Origin of the sequence: Neisseria subflava (assembly GCF_005221305.1) — a bacterium.
Taxonomy (GTDB): Bacteria; Pseudomonadota; Gammaproteobacteria; order Burkholderiales; family Neisseriaceae; genus Neisseria; species Neisseria subflava.
The window spans coordinates 1,063,806-1,079,629 of sequence record NZ_CP039887.1 but is presented as its reverse complement, the minus strand read 5'-3'; the positions used below and the strand labels follow the sequence as shown (position 1 = coordinate 1,079,629).

The following is a 15,824-nucleotide window of genomic DNA, read 5'->3' as shown; positions in this document are numbered from 1 at the left end:
GTAGTCAAGGGGTTGATGATGAAACTGTCTGAAATGTTGAGAGTGGTAGGTAAACCAATCGCGTATTACCCGGAATTGGCAAAGCCTTTAGGCGGCGTGAACGCGTCAATCTTATTCAGTCATTTCTTCTACTGGCACGATAAGACACGGCATGAATTAGGCATTTACCGGACAGCGGAAGAAATTGAAATTGAAACTGGGCTATCCGTTCAAGAGCAAAGAACGGCACGGAATAAACTGAAAGAACGCGGTGTCTTGACCGAGACTGAAAAACGAATTGAACACCGCATTTACTACAAGCTGAATTTAGACGCTTTTGATGATTTGATGTTGCAACATTCGGGGAGTGAGGAATCAACAGCCCCGAAATGCAATATCAACAGCCCCGAACTTCAAAATCAACATTCGGGGAGTGAGGAATCAACAGCCGTTATAAGAACAGAAGATTTAACAGTATATACCCCCTTATCGGTTTTTATCGTTGTCTGTAATCAGGGTTTATTAAGAAATGATAGGATAAATTTCTATGATGATACCATAAAAAATATTAAGGGAATTTAAATAACAAAACCTGCCTTTGAAAAGGCAGGTTTTTTTTCAGACGGCCTGTGAGCCGTTAAAGATTTTGCAAACGCTCGACAGAAGGTGCGTAGTAGTAAGCACCTGATACGGCTTTAGACAAATATTTCAGCAGTAAGTCGGTTTTGCCGTCTGCATCGCCGAACATATTGAGTAGCTGAACTTCAATATTGTGCAGCGTGTTGCAATAGGAAGTGAACATCAAACCATGTTCGCCGCTGAGTTTGCCGAAGGGCAGGCTGCGGCGGACAATTTTTAGGCCAACGCCGTTTTCTTTGACATTGACGCGGCCGAGATGGGAGTCGGGCAGGCGCACATCTTTGCTGAATTCGTCATTGGTTTCTTTGCTGCGGCCCACGCAGGCTTCTTGTTCGGCAGTAGGGACGGCATCCCATTTTTTCAAATCGTGCAGGTATTTTTGCAGCAAGACATAGCTGCCGCCGGCATCCGGCTTGCCTTCTGGAATGATGGCAACATTGCGTACATTGTCATCGCCCTGCGGATTTTCCGTACCATCGACAAAACCGTCCAAGCCGCGGTCTTCATACAGGCGCAGGCCGTGTTCTTCAGTGGCTACGCGAATGCTGTCGCCGAATGCGCCTAAAACAGATTGGGCCAAGGCATAGGCGGCTTTTTGCTCGGTGGCTTGAATGTGGATATAGAGGTCGTGTTGGGTGGAAGGGGCAAGGCCGTTTCCCAATTCAGGGAAAGGTTTGATTTCGCTGCCTTCGTCAGTATGGCCGAACGATTGCCATGCGCGGCTGCCGAAGGCAATGGTCAAACCCAAAATATCATTCGGAAAACGGGTTTTTAATTTGGCCAGTGCCTCCAAAGAAAGACGGCAGGCAGATTTGATGTCTTCGTTGCGGCCGTCTGAAATGTCTGCTTCGATAAAAATACCGGCTTGTGCGTGATCAGGAATAATGGCTGATTGGGGATGGCTCATGATGATTCCTTTCAAAATATTATGGGTTTTTACGCGTGGGATTATACACTGAAAGTTTCAGACGGCCTAAAATCTTCCTTTTAATTTTTTAGGGCGGAAAGGCATGTTTGGCAAGATGTTTTTTGTGAGCGTCATTCTGTTGCAAGTGTTTACATTCGGGCTTGGTCGTTCGTTGCAATGGCTGTTTGCGCCTTGGATTGGTAAAGTCGGCAGACGTTGGCTGATGGGTATTTCCTATTTCATTACAAACGGCTTGTTGGTCGGCTTGCTGCTGGAGTTGGGACATATGATGTTCCGCATGGTGGCGTTTTGGATGGTAATCTTGCTGTTTGTGATGTATGCCGCGCTAGCGACATTTATCCTATATCTTTTGCTGCGCCGTTTTATGGCGCGCCAACCGCTGTCACGAAGCCTGCGGCTGTTTGCGCCTTTGTTTGTGGCCGGTTTGCTCGGTTTTGGGATGTATAACGCCTATACGCCTGTTGTCCGACATCAGACCGTATTCATCAATAAGAAAATGGATAAGCCGCTGCGTATCGGCGTAGCCAGCGATTTGCACTTGGGGATTTTGTTTGGCGCGCGTCAATTGGACAAGCTGACGGACATTATGAAGCGGGAACAAGTCGATATGGTGTTGCTGCCGGGCGATTTGATGGACGATACCGTCGATGCTTACCTTAAAGAAAACATGAAACCGCATTTGCAGAAGCTGACTGCGCCGATGGGCGTTTATGCCACTTTAGGCAATCATGACTGGTTCCGCGATCAGAAGCGTATCAAGCATGAATTGGAAGCGGCAGGTTTGACGGTTTTGGCCAATCAGGTTTTGGAAGTGAATGGCGCGTTGCTGGTAGGGCGGAGCGATGATTTGGATCGCAAGCGTCCCAGTGCGGAACAGCTTTTGGAAGGTCAAAATACCCAATTACCGGTTTTATTGATGGACCACCGTCCTACTTCAATCGAAGCCCATGCCCGGCTGCCGATTGATGTGCAAGTTTCCGGCCATGTTCACAACGGCCAAGTTGCACCTGCCAACCTTATTGTCCGTACGCTTTATCGTCTTGCTTACGGTTATGAGGCGATCGGCAACGGCCATTTCTTCACCACTTCGGGCTACGGCTTCTGGGGCATTCCCCTTCGTTTGGGTTCGCAATCAGAAGTGTGGGTTATCGACATCAAGTCAAGGCATTGAAATAGAAATATAAACTTCAGGCCGTCTGAATTTCAGACGGCCTTTTTTATAAAAACTGGGAAAAAATATTGGAATTGGATTATAATCAATGTAAAAAATCAGCCACCGATATGAGTGGCATCATAACTAGGGAACTCACTATGGGCATTATTAGTCTTACACTTATCTTCGTATCAATCGCCGCCGTCTTATTGTATTTCAAACAACAGTTGAAAGACCGCAAAAAAGACTGTCGCGAATCCTTTGTTTCTTTGCGCATTGCGCTCGACTGCCGACATCAGGCCGTCCGTCATGTATTGGATGCATACAGCAAACATCTGCAAGAGCAGGGCATTGCATCGGATCCAAACGTTCAGCAGATGTGTGCTGAAGTCGAAACCGCATTGGCGCAAACTGCCAAAACCTTTTCCGAATCTAAAATCAAACATCTGTGCGAAGCCGAAACAGCATTGAATTATGCGCTGAAAAAATTGCAAATTGCCGTCAACGGCCTTTTGAAACAGTATCCTGATGAGAAATTGGCCGGTTTGATGGAAATGCTGGATGCTGCAGAAGCGGAAGTCACATCGGCACGCCGCACTTACAACCGCAGAGCCGGAAGCTACAACCATCATTTGAATAAGCTGCCTAACCGCCTTGTCGCCAAGCCATTAGGCTTTGATAAGCAGGCAAGATTGGTTCGTTTTACGGAAAACCAAACGCAACGAATGAGCAGCAATATGTTGGCTTAAATATTAAGCAGTTTGCTGAATAAGCGATAAACAAAAGGCCGTCTGAAATATTAATTTCAGACGGCCTTTTGTGTACTGTTAATGAAAAGCACTTAGGTTTTGGCCAATTTATTGGGCAAAGCGGATCAGGCTGTCGGCAAGCTTATCGGCTGCGGTTTCATAACCTTGTGCAGAGAAGTGAACGCCGTCTTTGGCTGCCAAGCCTTGAGCCATCCAGTTTTTCATACTGCATGCCCCGCCCATCGCATCCTGCCAAGACCAGAACATAATATTTTCGTCACGGGCAACACGTTGCTGCATTTGTTGTACTTCGCTGAGCAAGACCGGACGGTTGCCGCAGCTACCGTAGGCGGTTTTCAAAGATTCAGGAGCGCCGAGGATCAGGATACCTGCGTTGGGCAGGGTATTTTTGATTTGACGGATGTAATTGCGCCATGTCCGCTCGGTAGAGGAAATATCGAGATTGCCGGAAAAGGCTTCATTGGTACCGTAGGCAAGGATGATTAAATCGGCTTTGGTTTGTGCCAAATCTTCCCACATGCCCGGCCGCCATTTTGACCATTGGGATAACTGCGCGCCGTTGATGCCCATAGCGGAAACGGTTATGCCGCGTCCGGGGCGTTCGATATTAATGAAACCGATTTGCCAAGGCATGCTGCTGCTGAGGGTCATCGGCAGGGAAGCATGGGTATGCAGCAGTTGCCAACCATTTTGTGTGGCGGGGATTTCACGGCCGTTGACGGTCAGGGTTTGCTCTGACCAAACGGGTTTGCCGAAAATGGAGATTTGTTGCATATCCATGCTGCCGTCGGCTGCGCTTAAGGTAACGCTGCCGCCATCGGCGCGCGCTTCAATACCGCCGAAAGAAAAATCGCTGTGTGATTTGCGGCTACTGATGGTGTTCCAACCGCTGCCGTTGTAACGGACGGTAGCCATACGCTGGCCTTTGACAGCATTGGGATAAACCCAACCGATGCCGCCGTTGCCCCATTGTTGTTGCAAACGGCGACGCAGACGGTCGGTAAAATAGTCGCCGGCGGTGTGGGAGTCGCCGACTTGGATAATGCGGAATTTGCCGTCTGAAGTATGGTTGAGCTGTTGCAGTTTGTTCAGCCAGGCAGGGCGGTTGGAGCCGTAGTTGCTTAACAGGCCGTCATTGGTTGCGCAGGCGGTAATAGGGAGTGCGATAAGCGTGAGGAGTAAGGTTTTATTAAATTTCATGGTTGTGTATCGTGTGTAAAATTAATTTTTTCCATAATTTTTCCGGCCAATAGTTTTTGGCCTTCTGCGGAAAAGTGAATGCCGTCCTTGCTGCGGTAACGGATGATTTTTCCGTTGACTTTGACAGAGTCGGCATATTCTTCTGCGCCATTGCTTAACAGTTTGTCGGTTGGCAGCCAGATGGCTTGAGATGACACCGTACCCGACAGGATTTTGTCGAGGTAGCGCATCTGTTCATTGAGCTTGGCTTTTTTCATATAAGGAATGCCCAGCCAAATGACTTGGACATCATGTGCGGAGGCTGCATCAAGAATACGGCGGACGCGATTGAGGTATTCTGCCTCCCATTCGGGGGAGGCGAACTTCAGGTATTTTTTACCCATCGGGAAATCCCAAGGGTCGTTAGGGCCTAAGAATACAACTAAAACGCGGATGTCGGGTTCTTTTTGCAAAGTTTGTTCGATGGTTTTCGGCCAGTCGAAGAAATTGGGGTAGGACAAACCGGTGCTTTGTTTACTAAGGTTGACCGATTGTACGCCATATTCTTGCTTGAGGTGTTTTTGTACGAAAGGTGCAACGCCCTGCATCAGCGAGTCGCCGGCAAAGAAAACTTTATTGCCTTTTTTCAACACGACCTGTGTTGCCGACTGATCAACCTGATTGCTTGGCTCGCTGGCGGCGGTATCCGTATTGTTAGCCGCATCGGAAGCAGCAGAGCCTTTTTGATTGTCCGATACTTTAATGTTTTCCGTATTTTCAGACGGCCTTATTGTTTCAATACTAGAGTCTTCCGAAGCCAAAGCGTCTTCTGTTTCCAGTGAAGCTTTCAGGCCGTCTGAAAATTCGTAGGCTTTTTGTTGCCAATCCGCACCGATACGCCACCAAGCGTATTCGGATAAAGGCTCAAGCGGACTATTTTCATGATAGGTCTGCTGCCAATAGGCATTGATGGAGTTTTGGGCAAACCACGTCAGTGCAACCGCACTGAGCAGAATAGAAACAAACAGGGAGATAAAGCGTTTCATGTTCTGCTCCTTAGAAGTTGGCGTAAATAAAGCCGGGAATGCCGGACGGGGCGAAGATGATAATCAGGGCGAGGATAAGCGTGATGGGGATAAACCACAGCCATGCAGGCAGTTTGTCCAAGCCTTTTACCGATGCTTCAAATAGGCGAAGCAAATACGGGTACAGCAAAAGCATCAGTGCAAATGCACCCAGCAACATGAGGTCGGTCGGTAGAGGCGTGTTCCAACCTTTGTCATTGGCAAATAAGGCGCTGAACAGCATTTCCGTATCGGCAAGCGTTGCGCTGTTGAACACGACAAAAGCGAAACAAACGAAATGGAAGGTAAACAGCCAGGCAAGCGGTTTGCCGATTTTCAGACGGCCTAAAGCATTGCGGCCGACGATTTTGTCGCCGCAGTTCAGGAACACCAAAGCCGCACCGTGCAGCGCGCCCCAAATCAAAAAGCTCCAGCCGTAGCCATGCCAAATGCCGGAAAGCAGCATGGCAATCATCAGATTGAGCTGGGTGCGACCGAAGCCTTTTTTGCTGCCGCCCAAAGGAATATAGATATAGTCGCGGATCCAAGTGGACAGGCTGATGTGCCATCTGTCCCAGAAGTCGCGGATGTTGATGGCGCGAAGCGGCGCGGCAAAGTTTTTCGGCAGCTGGAAGCCGAGCAGCATAGCCAGACCGATGACCAAATCCGAATAGCCGGAAAAGTCGAAAAAGAGTTGGAAAGTGTAGCCATAAATCGCAGACAGCACGCCCCAGCCGTCGAACTGGGCCGGATTTTCAAAAACAGGTGATACCCAGCCTTCCGCCAATACGCCGGCAAGCCACCATTTTTTGGCAATGCCCAACACAATCAGGCCGACCGCCAACGCCGGATAAATCAGTTGGCGCGCCTGTTTGGTGCGGATTTGCGCCAATGCGCCCGCTTGTTCGCCGTCTATGCTTTTAAAAGCGGCCGCACGGATAATCGGGCCGGATGTGATGGTGGGGAAGAAGCTCAGATGCAGTAGGAGCTCGTGCCATTCAAAACGGTCTCCTTTGGGCTCGCGGTAGCAATACACCAAGTAAGCCAGCGATTGGAAAGTGTAATAAGACAAGCCTAAAGGCAAAAGGATGTCGATGACGGCGCTTTGCCCTGTATATTGTTGAATAATCAGGCGGAAAAAGTCGAAATATTTGAAGAAACACAAAACAGTCAATGCCGCTGAAATACCGCAACCCAGCCAAAATTTGCGGATATTCTCGTTTTCAGAAAACATCAGCACGCTGACCAGGTAAACCACAGACGAGTAAACCAAAATCAGCGCGGCAAAAATAGGGTCGATACGGTAAAGCCAGCTCAGTCCGGCAACCAAAAGTAAAACGTTTTGAACTTGCGGCAAACGTGCAAATGCCCAGTACAGCGGCAAAAATGCGATAAAGAATACCGCAAACTCAATAGACAGCAACGGCATGACAATTCCTTGATGTGTTTAAACTTTCAAACTTTTCGATTGATTGTTATTTTTGGGCGTTAAGTTTGGCGCGGATGACTTCGACTACCGCAGGTAAAATCGAAATCACGATGATTGCCGCCATGACTAAGCCCAGATTGTTTTTGACGACGGGGATGTTGGCGAAGAAGTAGCCCGCATAGGAAAACGACAATACCCACAACACTGCGCCGATAATGTTGTAACGGATAAACGTGCCGTAGTGCATATCGCCCATGCCTGCGACAAATGGCGCAAACGTCCGCACAATCGGCACAAAGCGGGCAATGATGATGGTTTTACCGCCGTGTTTTTCATAGAACGCATGGGTTTTTTCCAAATACGAACGTCGGAAAATTTTGGAATCCGGGTTGGCAAACAGTTTTTGTCCAAAATACTTGCCAATCATAAAGTTGGCCGCATCGCCTAAAATGGCGGCTGCCAAGAGCAGCAATACCATGACGTGGATGTTCATGCCGCCGATGGCAGCAATACCGCCGGCAGCAAACAGCAGCGAGTCGCCGGGTAAAAATGGTGTTACGACCAAACCGGTTTCGCAGAAAATCACAACAAACAAAATCGCGTAAATCCACGGGCCGTATTGGGCGGAAAGGTGGACAAGGTGTTGGTCGATATGGAGGATGAAATCAATAAGGGTAGAAATCACTAGGGTTCCCCAAATAAAAAGGCCGTCTGAAAAAGAACAGACAAATGTTTCGGCGAGAAGTTCGACATTGTAAAACCAAAGCGGAATAAAACCAATGCCGTAAGCGCGTCAAGATATGTTTAGAAGTGCAGATATGTTGCAGGTATAGGCTGCAGACGGCCTTTATCCTTGATGGTGGACGGCAAAACAACGTAAAATAAAGCCGATTTCAACCTAACCGGTGCGCCTTTGTGAACCAGCTCATCTTCGATTTTGCCAGTCATGATTATCCCGGCTTCGACAAATTTCTGGGAACAGAAAATGCCGAGTTGGTGTATGTGTTGCAGCACAAACATGGGCAATTTATCTATGTGTGGGGCGAAGAGGGCGCAGGCAAAAGTCATCTCTTGCGGGCGTGGGTTGCACAGGCGCTCGAGGCCGGACGAAATGCCCTCTATATTGATGCCGCCGCCACGCCGCTGACAGAAGCCGCGTTGGATGCGGAGTATCTCGCCATTGACCAAATCGAAAAGCTTAATAATGAAGAGCAGGCTTTACTGTTTGCCATCTTCAACCGCTTCCGCAACAGCGGCAAAGGCTTTTTGCTTTTGAGTTCCGAATATACGCCGCAGCAGCTTGTTATCCGCGAAGACCTGCGCACACGCATGGCGTATTGCTTGGTTTACGAAGTCAAACCGTTGACCGACCGGGAAAAAATCGATGCGCTTGTCAGCATGGCGGCCGCCCGTCAGGTAACCATCGATCCGGAAATATTCGAATACCTGCTGAACCATTGGCGGCGCGATATGGACAGCCTGATGCAAATGCTCGATACCCTCGACAACTACGCCGTTATGATGGGCAAACGCATTACTTTGCCGCTTTTGCGCCAGCTTTTAAAACAACAGGAAACACAATGAAAAACCTTGCCATTTTCGACCTCGACAATACCTTAATCAATATCGATTCGGATCACTCCTGGCCGCAATACCTGATTAAAAAAGGCATAGTGGATGCGGCTGAAACCGAGGCGCAAAATGAAAAGTTCTACCAAGACTATCAAAACGGTTGTCTTGATATCGATGCCTTCCTCAAATTCCATCTCGCGCCTTTAGCCCGTTTCAGCAAGGAAGAGTTGGCTGAGTTTCATCGTGAGTTTATGGCCGAATATATTGTTCCGCATATTTCACCGATGCAGCGTATGTTGGTGCAAAGCCATCAAATGGCAGGCGACGAAATGTTGGTTATTTCTTCGACCAACGAATTCATCATTACCCCTATCTGCCATCTTTTCGGTATTCACAACATTATCGGCACACAGCTTGAAACCGGTGAAGACGGCCGATATACGGGCAACTATGTTGGTACGCCCAGCCTGAAAGAAGGCAAAATTACCCGATTGAACCAATGGCTTGCCGAGCGCGGCGAGACCTTTGAAAGCTACGGTAAGGTTTATTTTTACAGCGACTCCAAAAACGATTTGCCGTTGCTGCGTATCGTGGACGAACCTGTTGCTGTCAATCCGGATGCCGAGCTGGAAAAAGAAGCCAATGCAAAAGGTTGGCCGATTTTGAATTTCAAATAACGATCAATCAGGCCGTCTGAAATATTTAACCTAACCACAACCCTAATAAGGACTAAAACATGAAAACGACTAAACTCCTCGCCTAAGCCCTGTTGTTTGCCGCTGTATTCGGTACCGCACAAGCAGCTGATACCGAAACCCTGGAAGCCATGAAAGCGCAAAACGGCAGCGTTAAAACCGTTTTGATGGATGTTTTCACAACTACTGCTGGCAATGTTGACCGCGTGAATATCATTCAATCCAGCGGTAATCCTGAAATGGACGAACGCGCAGTGAAAAGCGTTTCCAAATATCCTTATCCGAAACGCAAAACTGCATCTAAATATCAACACACCGTTACTTTTGAAACTAACGTTGAAGTAATCAACAACTAATTCGGACGCAAGGCCATCTGAAAAACAGAAGGCGTTTTGATTGGGAAATTCCCTGTCAAAACGCCGTTTTATTCTTTAAACAAGTATAACCAAAATTGCCGTAAAACCACACGCTCCGGTGCTATACTGAAACAAATAAACCGCTTCATCACACATCATGTCTCCCCGTCCAGTTACCATTACTTCCTACAATATGCACAAAGGCATGTCTGCGCTCAACCGTAAAGTGCAGGTCAACCGCATGGCTGACGCGCTGGGTGCATTGGGTTCGGACGTTTTGTTTTTACAAGAAGTCCAAGGACAACATCTCAACAGAAGCCGCCGTACCAACTTTCCTGATGCACCGCATTATGACATCATCGGCGACAGCCTCGATTATCATCGCAGCTACGGTAAAAATGCCGTCTATCCTAAACGCCATCACGGCAACGCCATTCTCAGCCGCCTGCCGCTGAAAACGGAAAACAACCTCAACATCAGCGTCAACAAACTTGAACAACGAGGCCTGTTGCATTGCGAAGTCGTGCCCGAAGGTTGGGAAGATCCGCTGGTGTGTTTGTGCGTCCACCTCAACTTGCGCGAGCCTGACCGGCTTAAACAATACCGCGCCATCAGCGACTACGTTGGTCGATACATTAGTCCGGAAAGCCCGTTGATTATCGCCGGCGATTTCAATGATTGGCGTCAGAAATCAGCGCGTGAGCTGGGCAGGGCATTAGATTTGAACGAAGTATTTGTCGATAATACAGGCAAACGCCCCAAAACCTTCCCTTCGCGCCTACCCATCCTCAGTCTCGACCGCATTTATACGCGCAATCTTGATGTTATCGATTCTGAAATCCACAACAGTAAAGACTGGCAGCATTTGTCAGATCATCTGCCATTGAGTGTAACGGTTAGGCCGCATCGTAAAATGAATATGAAATCAGATAGAAAAATGTAAGGTTGAAATTTTTTTAAAGCACTATTGGCAATGTATCGAAAGAAAAAGTTTTTTCACTTGGATATTTGAGACAAAAACAGGCCGTCTGAAAAGTTTCAGACGGCCTGTTTAAGTTTATAAAAAAGCGCAAAACTTTTTATGTCAAAAGTTTGCGCTTTAAATCTGGTGGAGGCGGGGGGAATCGAACCCCCGTCCGAAAGTCCTCTACAGAGCGTTCTACATACTTAGTTGTGTCTATTTAGAATCTCGTCCCCATCATGCCGACCAACAGGCCTTCAGAGAACCAGTTACCTTAAATCTCGTTTCCTGCCAAGTAACCCGACAGAAAACCAGTCAATGTAGAATGACGTTGCGGTAGCTTGCGCTACACAGCCCATTGACCAACTGCTGCAACGGCAGGCCTTAAGCGGCCAGTGCGTAAGTTTCGTCGTTTGCGACTATTTAGATTCAGTGTTTTACGGGAAATCTGAGACCCCGGTATGCCCGCATCTGCTTTGCAACCCCCGTCGAAACCAAGATCGCCCCCAGATAGGAAAAGTCGATTATACGCATGTCAGCGTGCTTTGCCAAGTTGCCGATTGATTGAAAAGGCCGTCTGAACAGCAGTTTGCTTTTTCAGACGGCCTGTTTGGCTTAGGTTTATTGATGGTAGTTTTGCAAGAAGCGTTTGAGTTTGTCCATGGCTTCTTCGATTTGATGAACGGGCGGCAGGGTAACGATACGGAAATGGTCGGGGCGTATCCAGTTGAAGCCTGTACCTTGGACGAACAAGACTTTTTCACGCACGAGCAAGTCGTAGACGAATTTCATGTCGTCATGAATGCCGTACATTTCGGTATCGATTTTGGGGAACATATACATCGCGCCCATTGGTTTGACGCAGGAAACACCGGGGATTTGGTTGATCAGTTCCCATGCCTTATTGCGTTGTTCCAACAGGCGGCCGCCTGGCAGGATAAATTCGTTGATGCTTTGATAGCCGCCCAAGGCCGTCTGAATGGCGTGTTGCATCGGCGTATTGGCACACAGACGCATGGAGGAGAGCATGTCGAGGCCTTCGATATAGCCTTTGGCATGATGTTTCGGACCGTTGAGCACCATCCAGCCTTGGCGGAAACCGGCCACGCGGTAGGCTTTGGAGAGGCCGTTAAACGTAATGGTCAGCAAGTCGGGGGCGAGGGCGGCAATGTGATGGTGTACGGCACCATCATAAAGAATTTTGTCGTAAATTTCGTCGGCAAAAATAATCAGGCCGTGTTTACGCGCCAATTCGGCGATTTCCAGCAGGATTTCTTTGCTGTACACCGCGCCGGTGGGGTTGTTGGGGTTGATGACGACGATGGCTTTGGTTTTCGGCGTAATTTTGGCTTCTATATCGGCTAGATTCGGAAACCAGTCATTTTCTTCGTCGCACAAATAATGACGCACATTGCCGCCGGCCAGTGTTGCGGCAGCGGTCCACAGTGGATAGTCAGGCGCAGGAATCAGGATTTCATCGCCGTCGTTGAGCAATGCTTGCATGGACATGGTAATCAGCTCGGAGACGCCGTTGCCGATGTAAACGTCGTTGACGGTAACGTCGAGCAAGCCTTTGGTTTGATAGTAATGAACGATGGCTTTGCGTGCGGAATAAAGGCCTTTGGAGTCGCAATAGCCCTGCGCGGTCGGCAGGTTGCGGATCACGTCAACCAAAATTTCATCAGGCGCTTCAAAGCCGAACGGGGCAGGGTTGCCAATATTGAGCTTGAGGATTTTGTTGCCTTCTTCTTCCAGTTGCAGGGCTTTTTTATGAACCGGGCCGCGGATGTCGTAGCAAACGTGGTCCAGTTTTGATGATTTGGGGAATTTCTCCATGATGTGTGTTCCGTAAAATTGTAGACAATGGGATAAATGTACTCTTTTTGCGGGTAAATTAAAAGGGTTTCAGACGGCCAAAGCTTACTTATTGCGCGCTTCAGCACGGCGAACCGTCACGCTTTTGCCGCCTATGCCCCAGTTGTCCATATCGATTTCGTCAATGACGACGACGGTTGTCTCAGGATTTTTGTTGAGAACGCGTGAGAGTAATTCGGTTACGCCGCGGATTAATTCGGCTTTTTGCTCTGTGCTCGGGGCTTCGCTGCCGCCGGTTACTTTGATGTTGACGTAAGGCATGGCTGTTTCCTTTTAAAATAGCGTTCATATGTTATCTTATTTTTATCAGGCCGTCTGAAATTTAATTGCAGGATTTTTCATTGCTCATGACTGCTTTTACAAAGAATTAAGTTTTTTGGAATAGATTGTTTTTACAATGCGGTTTTATTTTGGATGGATATCGTCATGAACCGTTTTCTTCAGACTTTGATTGTGGCTGCACCGATGGTAATTGCCGCGCCTTATGTGGCGGCGGAAACTCATCCGGCGCAAAAGCAGATGCAGCAGAACATTGATACCGTGTTGAAAATTGCACGCAATACATCTTTAACAGAAGCGCAACGTGTGAAACAGGTTGAGCAGTATGCCAACCGTTATCTGGATTATGAACGTATTTCGGCTTTGGCGGTTGGCGCACCATGGCGTGAATTTTCTGCCAAACAGAAAACCGATTTTATCCGTGCATTTAAAGACATGGTGATTGCGATGTATTCGCATTCTGCACTGATTGGTGCGGCGGATGCGAATGTGCGCTTGTTGCCGAAGATGACGGTAAACGGCAATAAGTTTGACGTTTTCTCGGAAATTCAGACCAAAAAAGGCACCAAGTATGAAGTTGCCTACCAGCTTTACCAAAGCGGCGGTGCGTATAAGATTTACAATATTCGCGTGGACGGTACCAGCTTGGTAACGGTATACCGAAATCAATTTGGCGAGCTGATTAAGAGCAAAGGCATTGACGGTACGATTGCGACTGTCGAAGCCAAGGGCTTGAAGAAACAATAAGGCAGATTAAGAAAAAGGCCGTCTGAATATTCAGACGGCCTTTTTGTTTTACGGACTGATTAAGCACGTTTACGGAATTCACCGGTGCGGGTATCGATTTCGACTTTGTCGCCGTTTTCGATGTAAGACATCACTTGGATTTCAGTGCCGCCGACCAGACGCGCGGTTTTCATTACTTTACCGGAGGTATCGCCTTTAACGGCAGGCTCGGTGTATTCAACTTCGCGAACGATGATGGTAGGCAATTCTACGGAGATTGGGTTGCCTTCGTAGAAAGTTACTTCGCATACGTCTTCCATGCCGTCAACGATGAATTTCAACGCGTCGCCGATGTTGTCGGCTTCGATTTCGTATTGGTTGAATTCTTCGTCCATGAAGACGTACATTGGGTCGGCAAAGTAGCTGTAAGTACAGTTTTTGCGGGCCAAAATCACGACGTCGAATTTGTCGTCGGCTTTGTAAATAGTTTCAGAAGCGGCACCGGTCAGCAGGTTTTTCAGTTTCATGCTGACTTTGGCGGAAGAGCGACCGCCTTTGATGTATTCGGTTTTTTGAACAACCATAGGGTCGTTGCCGACCATGAATACGTTGCCGGCGCGCAGTTCTTGTGCTGTTTTCATTGTAGTTTTCCAATCAAATCGGTTGTAATAAAACGCGCTATTTTAGCGTATTTTTTTGTGCTTTGAAATAAAGGCGGCAAGTTTTTCAACGGCACTTTTTTGTGCAAAAAGTCCGTCCCGCCATTTTGCCGCGCTTTGCCGCCATTCGTTTTGGTGTGCCGTCAGGGTTTGCCATGCCTGCAGGCGCTGGCTGTCGCTGAGTGCTTCTCCGTTATTGAGTTCGTCGGAAAGGCGGCGGTGTGCCGTGGCGACAACATCCGGATAAACCTGATGCGCTTTGTCCCAAAACGCGTGCAGCTTGTCGAGATGGATATTTTCTTCTTGCGGATAGATGTGCCAAAAGAAAGGTTTTCCGGCGAGCTGGGCGCGAACAAAGCTGTCTTCGCCGCGTATGACGGCGCCGTCGGCAAGATTGAGCAGTTTATCGAAATCCTGTTGGGCAACGAAAGGGATTTTGATCAGGGTAATGTGTTCGCTCTGATGCATATCGCCGTCTTCAAGCAGGGCGTTTTGCGGCACTAGGCCGCTGTTTTTCAGGCTGGTGATGATTTGTGTACCTGCAAGCAGCAGAGTAATGGGTTGGCCGGCCTGTTGCCACATGGTCAGCCATTTTGCCCAAATATCGCTTTGATAGCCGAAAAGCAGCCATTCGGGCGCATTTTTTGCGGGAAGTTTGAGTTGTCGGCGTAAGGCTTCCGTATCAAATCCGGCAGATTCGGCGTAATCGCGTTCGCGCAGCAGGCCGCCGCTTTTTTCGCTGAAACCCATAAACCAAAAGTATTTCTGTATGCCGTCGGCTTGGGGCGAAGGCATTAAGTGCAGCCTCTCGTTGCTGTCTTCCGCGCTGAGGTATTCCCAGTTAAGCCAAAGCGGTTGGTGTCGGCGGATGACGGTTTGAACGTTGTCGGGCAGTTCGCAGGCGAAGGTTTCGATGACGATGTCGGGGGTAGGGGCTGTATCGGTATCTTCGGCATGGTCGGCTTGCCAAGCGTGAATACCGATGCCTTGATGGATATTGGGAATCGAGGCCAAGTCAGGGCAGAGTGCCTGAAGGGACGGGAAGTCGTCTGTCCATAAATGCACTTGCCAGCCGAGTTCGCGTTGTAAGACACGAGCCAGCCGCCATGAAACGCCGATGTCGCCGAAGTTGTCGATGACGTTGCAGAAAATCCAGCAGGTATAAGGTGGGGTGGTGTTCATGGAAAAATATGCCCAAGGCCGTCTGAAAACATCAGAATGCGCCGAAATAGTGGAATAAATAGACAATCAGCAAAACAATCGGGATAAACATCCAAATGCTTTGCCGTTTCAATTCAGGCTCTTGTTTGAGGTGGTGTTTGATGACGTCAAAGAGGACAAATTTAAATAGGAACGTGGCTTCACAGGCAAGGATGATGCCGTTGATGAGGTGTTGCGTTTTGTCTTCGGGCGGGTTGAGGGCAAACCACAAAAGGGTGGCGAGCGGAATCAGACAGACGGCGAGCCAGCGCAGAAGGATGGGTTTGGACATGGTGTGTGCAAGAAATAAAAAGGGCATTATACCCTGTCGTCTTTCAGACAAGTGCAAATCAGGCTATT

Annotated in this window: 17 protein-coding genes, 1 other RNA gene and 1 pseudogene; 8 read left to right on the top strand and 11 right to left on the bottom strand. The window is 48.4% G+C overall.

Features of this window, described 5'->3' with window-relative positions; genetic code table 11:
* Window positions 1-15: 15 nt before the first annotated feature.
* Window positions 16-468 (top strand): annotated as a pseudogene (locus FAH66_RS05300) (hypothetical protein); the annotation flags it as partial.
* A 148-nt stretch (window positions 469-616) separates the two neighbouring features.
* On the opposite strand, the gene FAH66_RS05295 reads toward FAH66_RS05300, so the two are convergent.
* Window positions 617-1,525 carry a Dyp-type peroxidase gene (locus FAH66_RS05295; RefSeq protein WP_137040922.1) on the bottom strand — a complete coding sequence of 303 codons (909 nt, stop codon included), beginning with the start codon at window positions 1,523-1,525 and terminating at the stop codon, window positions 617-619.
* A 103-nt stretch (window positions 1,526-1,628) separates the two neighbouring features.
* Here FAH66_RS05295 and FAH66_RS05290 point away from each other — a divergent pair, with 103 nt between their 5' ends.
* A complete protein-coding gene (locus FAH66_RS05290) occupies window positions 1,629-2,717 on the top strand; it encodes a metallophosphoesterase (RefSeq protein ID WP_137040921.1) in 1,089 nt (362 codons plus the stop codon).
* Window positions 2,718-2,857: 140 nt separating this feature from the next.
* Window positions 2,858-3,448 (top strand): LemA family protein, encoded by a 591-nt coding sequence (locus FAH66_RS05285; RefSeq protein ID WP_070749551.1) that lies wholly within the window; start codon window positions 2,858-2,860, stop codon window positions 3,446-3,448.
* Between the two features lie 108 nt (window positions 3,449-3,556).
* Here the strand turns inward: FAH66_RS05285 and FAH66_RS05280 are convergent, their stop codons facing one another.
* Genes FAH66_RS05280 through FAH66_RS05265 form a run of 4 tightly spaced genes read right to left on the bottom strand, consistent with a single transcriptional unit; the run spans window position 3,557 to window position 7,826 of the window.
* Window positions 3,557-4,669: an SGNH/GDSL hydrolase family protein gene (locus FAH66_RS05280; RefSeq protein WP_137040920.1), complete on the bottom strand. Its 1,113-nt coding sequence runs from the start codon at window positions 4,667-4,669 to the stop codon at window positions 3,557-3,559.
* Window positions 4,666-5,694: a peptidoglycan O-acetyltransferase PatB gene (gene patB / locus FAH66_RS05275; RefSeq protein WP_137040919.1), complete on the bottom strand. Its 1,029-nt coding sequence runs from the start codon at window positions 5,692-5,694 to the stop codon at window positions 4,666-4,668. The genes FAH66_RS05280 and patB overlap by 4 nt, the downstream gene beginning before the upstream one ends.
* Before the next feature lie 10 nt (window positions 5,695-5,704).
* Window positions 5,705-7,141, bottom strand: a complete 1,437-nt coding sequence (locus FAH66_RS05270) for an MBOAT family O-acyltransferase (protein WP_137040918.1) — start codon at window positions 7,139-7,141, stop codon at window positions 5,705-5,707.
* A gap of 46 nt (window positions 7,142-7,187) precedes the next feature.
* Window positions 7,188-7,826, bottom strand: a complete 639-nt coding sequence (locus tag FAH66_RS05265; protein ID WP_137040917.1) for a DedA family protein — start codon at window positions 7,824-7,826, stop codon at window positions 7,188-7,190.
* A gap of 230 nt (window positions 7,827-8,056) precedes the next feature.
* Between FAH66_RS05265 and hda the strand changes: the two genes are divergently transcribed.
* From hda to FAH66_RS05245, 4 genes are all read left to right on the top strand, one after another.
* Entirely contained in the window at window positions 8,057-8,725 is a 669-nt protein-coding gene (gene hda, locus FAH66_RS05260) for a DnaA regulatory inactivator Hda (RefSeq protein WP_137040916.1), read from the top strand.
* Entirely contained in the window at window positions 8,722-9,390 is a 669-nt protein-coding gene (locus tag FAH66_RS05255) for a histidinol-phosphatase (protein ID WP_137040915.1), read from the top strand. The genes hda and FAH66_RS05255 overlap by 4 nt, the downstream gene beginning before the upstream one ends.
* A 92-nt stretch (window positions 9,391-9,482) precedes the next feature.
* Window positions 9,483-9,764 carry a TonB family protein gene (locus FAH66_RS05250; protein ID WP_244285028.1) on the top strand — a complete coding sequence of 94 codons (282 nt, stop codon included), beginning with the start codon at window positions 9,483-9,485 and terminating at the stop codon, window positions 9,762-9,764.
* 157 nt (window positions 9,765-9,921) lie between these two features.
* Window positions 9,922-10,707 (top strand): endonuclease/exonuclease/phosphatase family protein, encoded by a 786-nt coding sequence (locus FAH66_RS05245; RefSeq protein WP_137040914.1) that lies wholly within the window; start codon window positions 9,922-9,924, stop codon window positions 10,705-10,707.
* Between the two features lie 163 nt (window positions 10,708-10,870).
* Here FAH66_RS05245 and ssrA read toward each other — a convergent pair.
* The 3 genes from ssrA to FAH66_RS05230 form a co-directional block, all read right to left on the bottom strand.
* Window positions 10,871-11,233, bottom strand: a transfer-messenger RNA (tmRNA) gene (gene ssrA / locus FAH66_RS05240).
* Window positions 11,234-11,346: 113 nt separating this feature from the next.
* A complete protein-coding gene (locus tag FAH66_RS05235) occupies window positions 11,347-12,561 on the bottom strand; it encodes a pyridoxal phosphate-dependent aminotransferase (protein ID WP_003685291.1) in 1,215 nt (404 codons plus the stop codon).
* An 84-nt stretch (window positions 12,562-12,645) separates the two neighbouring features.
* Window positions 12,646-12,861: a tautomerase family protein gene (locus FAH66_RS05230; RefSeq protein ID WP_137040913.1), complete on the bottom strand. Its 216-nt coding sequence runs from the start codon at window positions 12,859-12,861 to the stop codon at window positions 12,646-12,648.
* A 165-nt stretch (window positions 12,862-13,026) separates the two neighbouring features.
* Here FAH66_RS05230 and FAH66_RS05225 point away from each other — a divergent pair, with 165 nt between their 5' ends.
* Entirely contained in the window at window positions 13,027-13,626 is a 600-nt protein-coding gene (locus FAH66_RS05225; RefSeq protein WP_137040912.1) for an MlaC/ttg2D family ABC transporter substrate-binding protein, read from the top strand.
* 59 nt (window positions 13,627-13,685) lie between these two features.
* On the opposite strand, the gene efp is transcribed toward FAH66_RS05225, so the two are convergent.
* Genes efp through FAH66_RS05210 form a run of 3 tightly spaced genes read right to left on the bottom strand, consistent with a single transcriptional unit; the run spans window position 13,686 to window position 15,756 of the window.
* Entirely contained in the window at window positions 13,686-14,246 is a 561-nt protein-coding gene (efp, locus tag FAH66_RS05220) for an elongation factor P (protein WP_049351376.1), read from the bottom strand.
* A gap of 42 nt (window positions 14,247-14,288) precedes the next feature.
* Entirely contained in the window at window positions 14,289-15,446 is a 1,158-nt protein-coding gene (earP, locus tag FAH66_RS05215; RefSeq protein ID WP_137040911.1) for an elongation factor P maturation arginine rhamnosyltransferase EarP, read from the bottom strand.
* Window positions 15,447-15,477: 31 nt separating this feature from the next.
* Window positions 15,478-15,756 (bottom strand): hypothetical protein, encoded by a 279-nt coding sequence (locus tag FAH66_RS05210; RefSeq protein ID WP_003747149.1) that lies wholly within the window; start codon window positions 15,754-15,756, stop codon window positions 15,478-15,480.
* Window positions 15,757-15,824: the final 68 nt, after the last annotated feature.

What these genes read in the sequence shown, in the direction of transcription:
- FAH66_RS05295 (WP_137040922.1), bottom strand. Translation starts at nt 1,525, where the DNA reads ATGAGCCATCCCCAATCAGCCATTATTCCTGATCACGCACAAGCCGGT.
- FAH66_RS05290 (WP_137040921.1), top strand. Translation starts at nt 1,629, where the DNA reads ATGTTTGGCAAGATGTTTTTTGTGAGCGTCATTCTGTTGCAAGTGTTT.
- FAH66_RS05285 (WP_070749551.1), top strand. Translation starts at nt 2,858, where the DNA reads ATGGGCATTATTAGTCTTACACTTATCTTCGTATCAATCGCCGCCGTC.
- FAH66_RS05280 (WP_137040920.1), bottom strand. Translation starts at nt 4,669, where the DNA reads ATGAAATTTAATAAAACCTTACTCCTCACGCTTATCGCACTCCCTATT.
- patB (WP_137040919.1), bottom strand. Translation starts at nt 5,694, where the DNA reads ATGAAACGCTTTATCTCCCTGTTTGTTTCTATTCTGCTCAGTGCGGTT.
- FAH66_RS05270 (WP_137040918.1), bottom strand. Translation starts at nt 7,141, where the DNA reads ATGCCGTTGCTGTCTATTGAGTTTGCGGTATTCTTTATCGCATTTTTG.
- FAH66_RS05255 (WP_137040915.1), top strand. Translation starts at nt 8,722, where the DNA reads ATGAAAAACCTTGCCATTTTCGACCTCGACAATACCTTAATCAATATC.
- FAH66_RS05245 (WP_137040914.1), top strand. Translation starts at nt 9,922, where the DNA reads ATGTCTCCCCGTCCAGTTACCATTACTTCCTACAATATGCACAAAGGC.
- FAH66_RS05235 (WP_003685291.1), bottom strand. Translation starts at nt 12,561, where the DNA reads ATGGAGAAATTCCCCAAATCATCAAAACTGGACCACGTTTGCTACGAC.
- FAH66_RS05230 (WP_137040913.1), bottom strand. Translation starts at nt 12,861, where the DNA reads ATGCCTTACGTCAACATCAAAGTAACCGGCGGCAGCGAAGCCCCGAGC.
- FAH66_RS05225 (WP_137040912.1), top strand. Translation starts at nt 13,027, where the DNA reads ATGAACCGTTTTCTTCAGACTTTGATTGTGGCTGCACCGATGGTAATT.
- efp (WP_049351376.1), bottom strand. Translation starts at nt 14,246, where the DNA reads ATGAAAACAGCACAAGAACTGCGCGCCGGCAACGTATTCATGGTCGGC.
- earP (WP_137040911.1), bottom strand. Translation starts at nt 15,446, where the DNA reads ATGAACACCACCCCACCTTATACCTGCTGGATTTTCTGCAACGTCATC.
- FAH66_RS05210 (WP_003747149.1), bottom strand. Translation starts at nt 15,756, where the DNA reads ATGTCCAAACCCATCCTTCTGCGCTGGCTCGCCGTCTGTCTGATTCCG.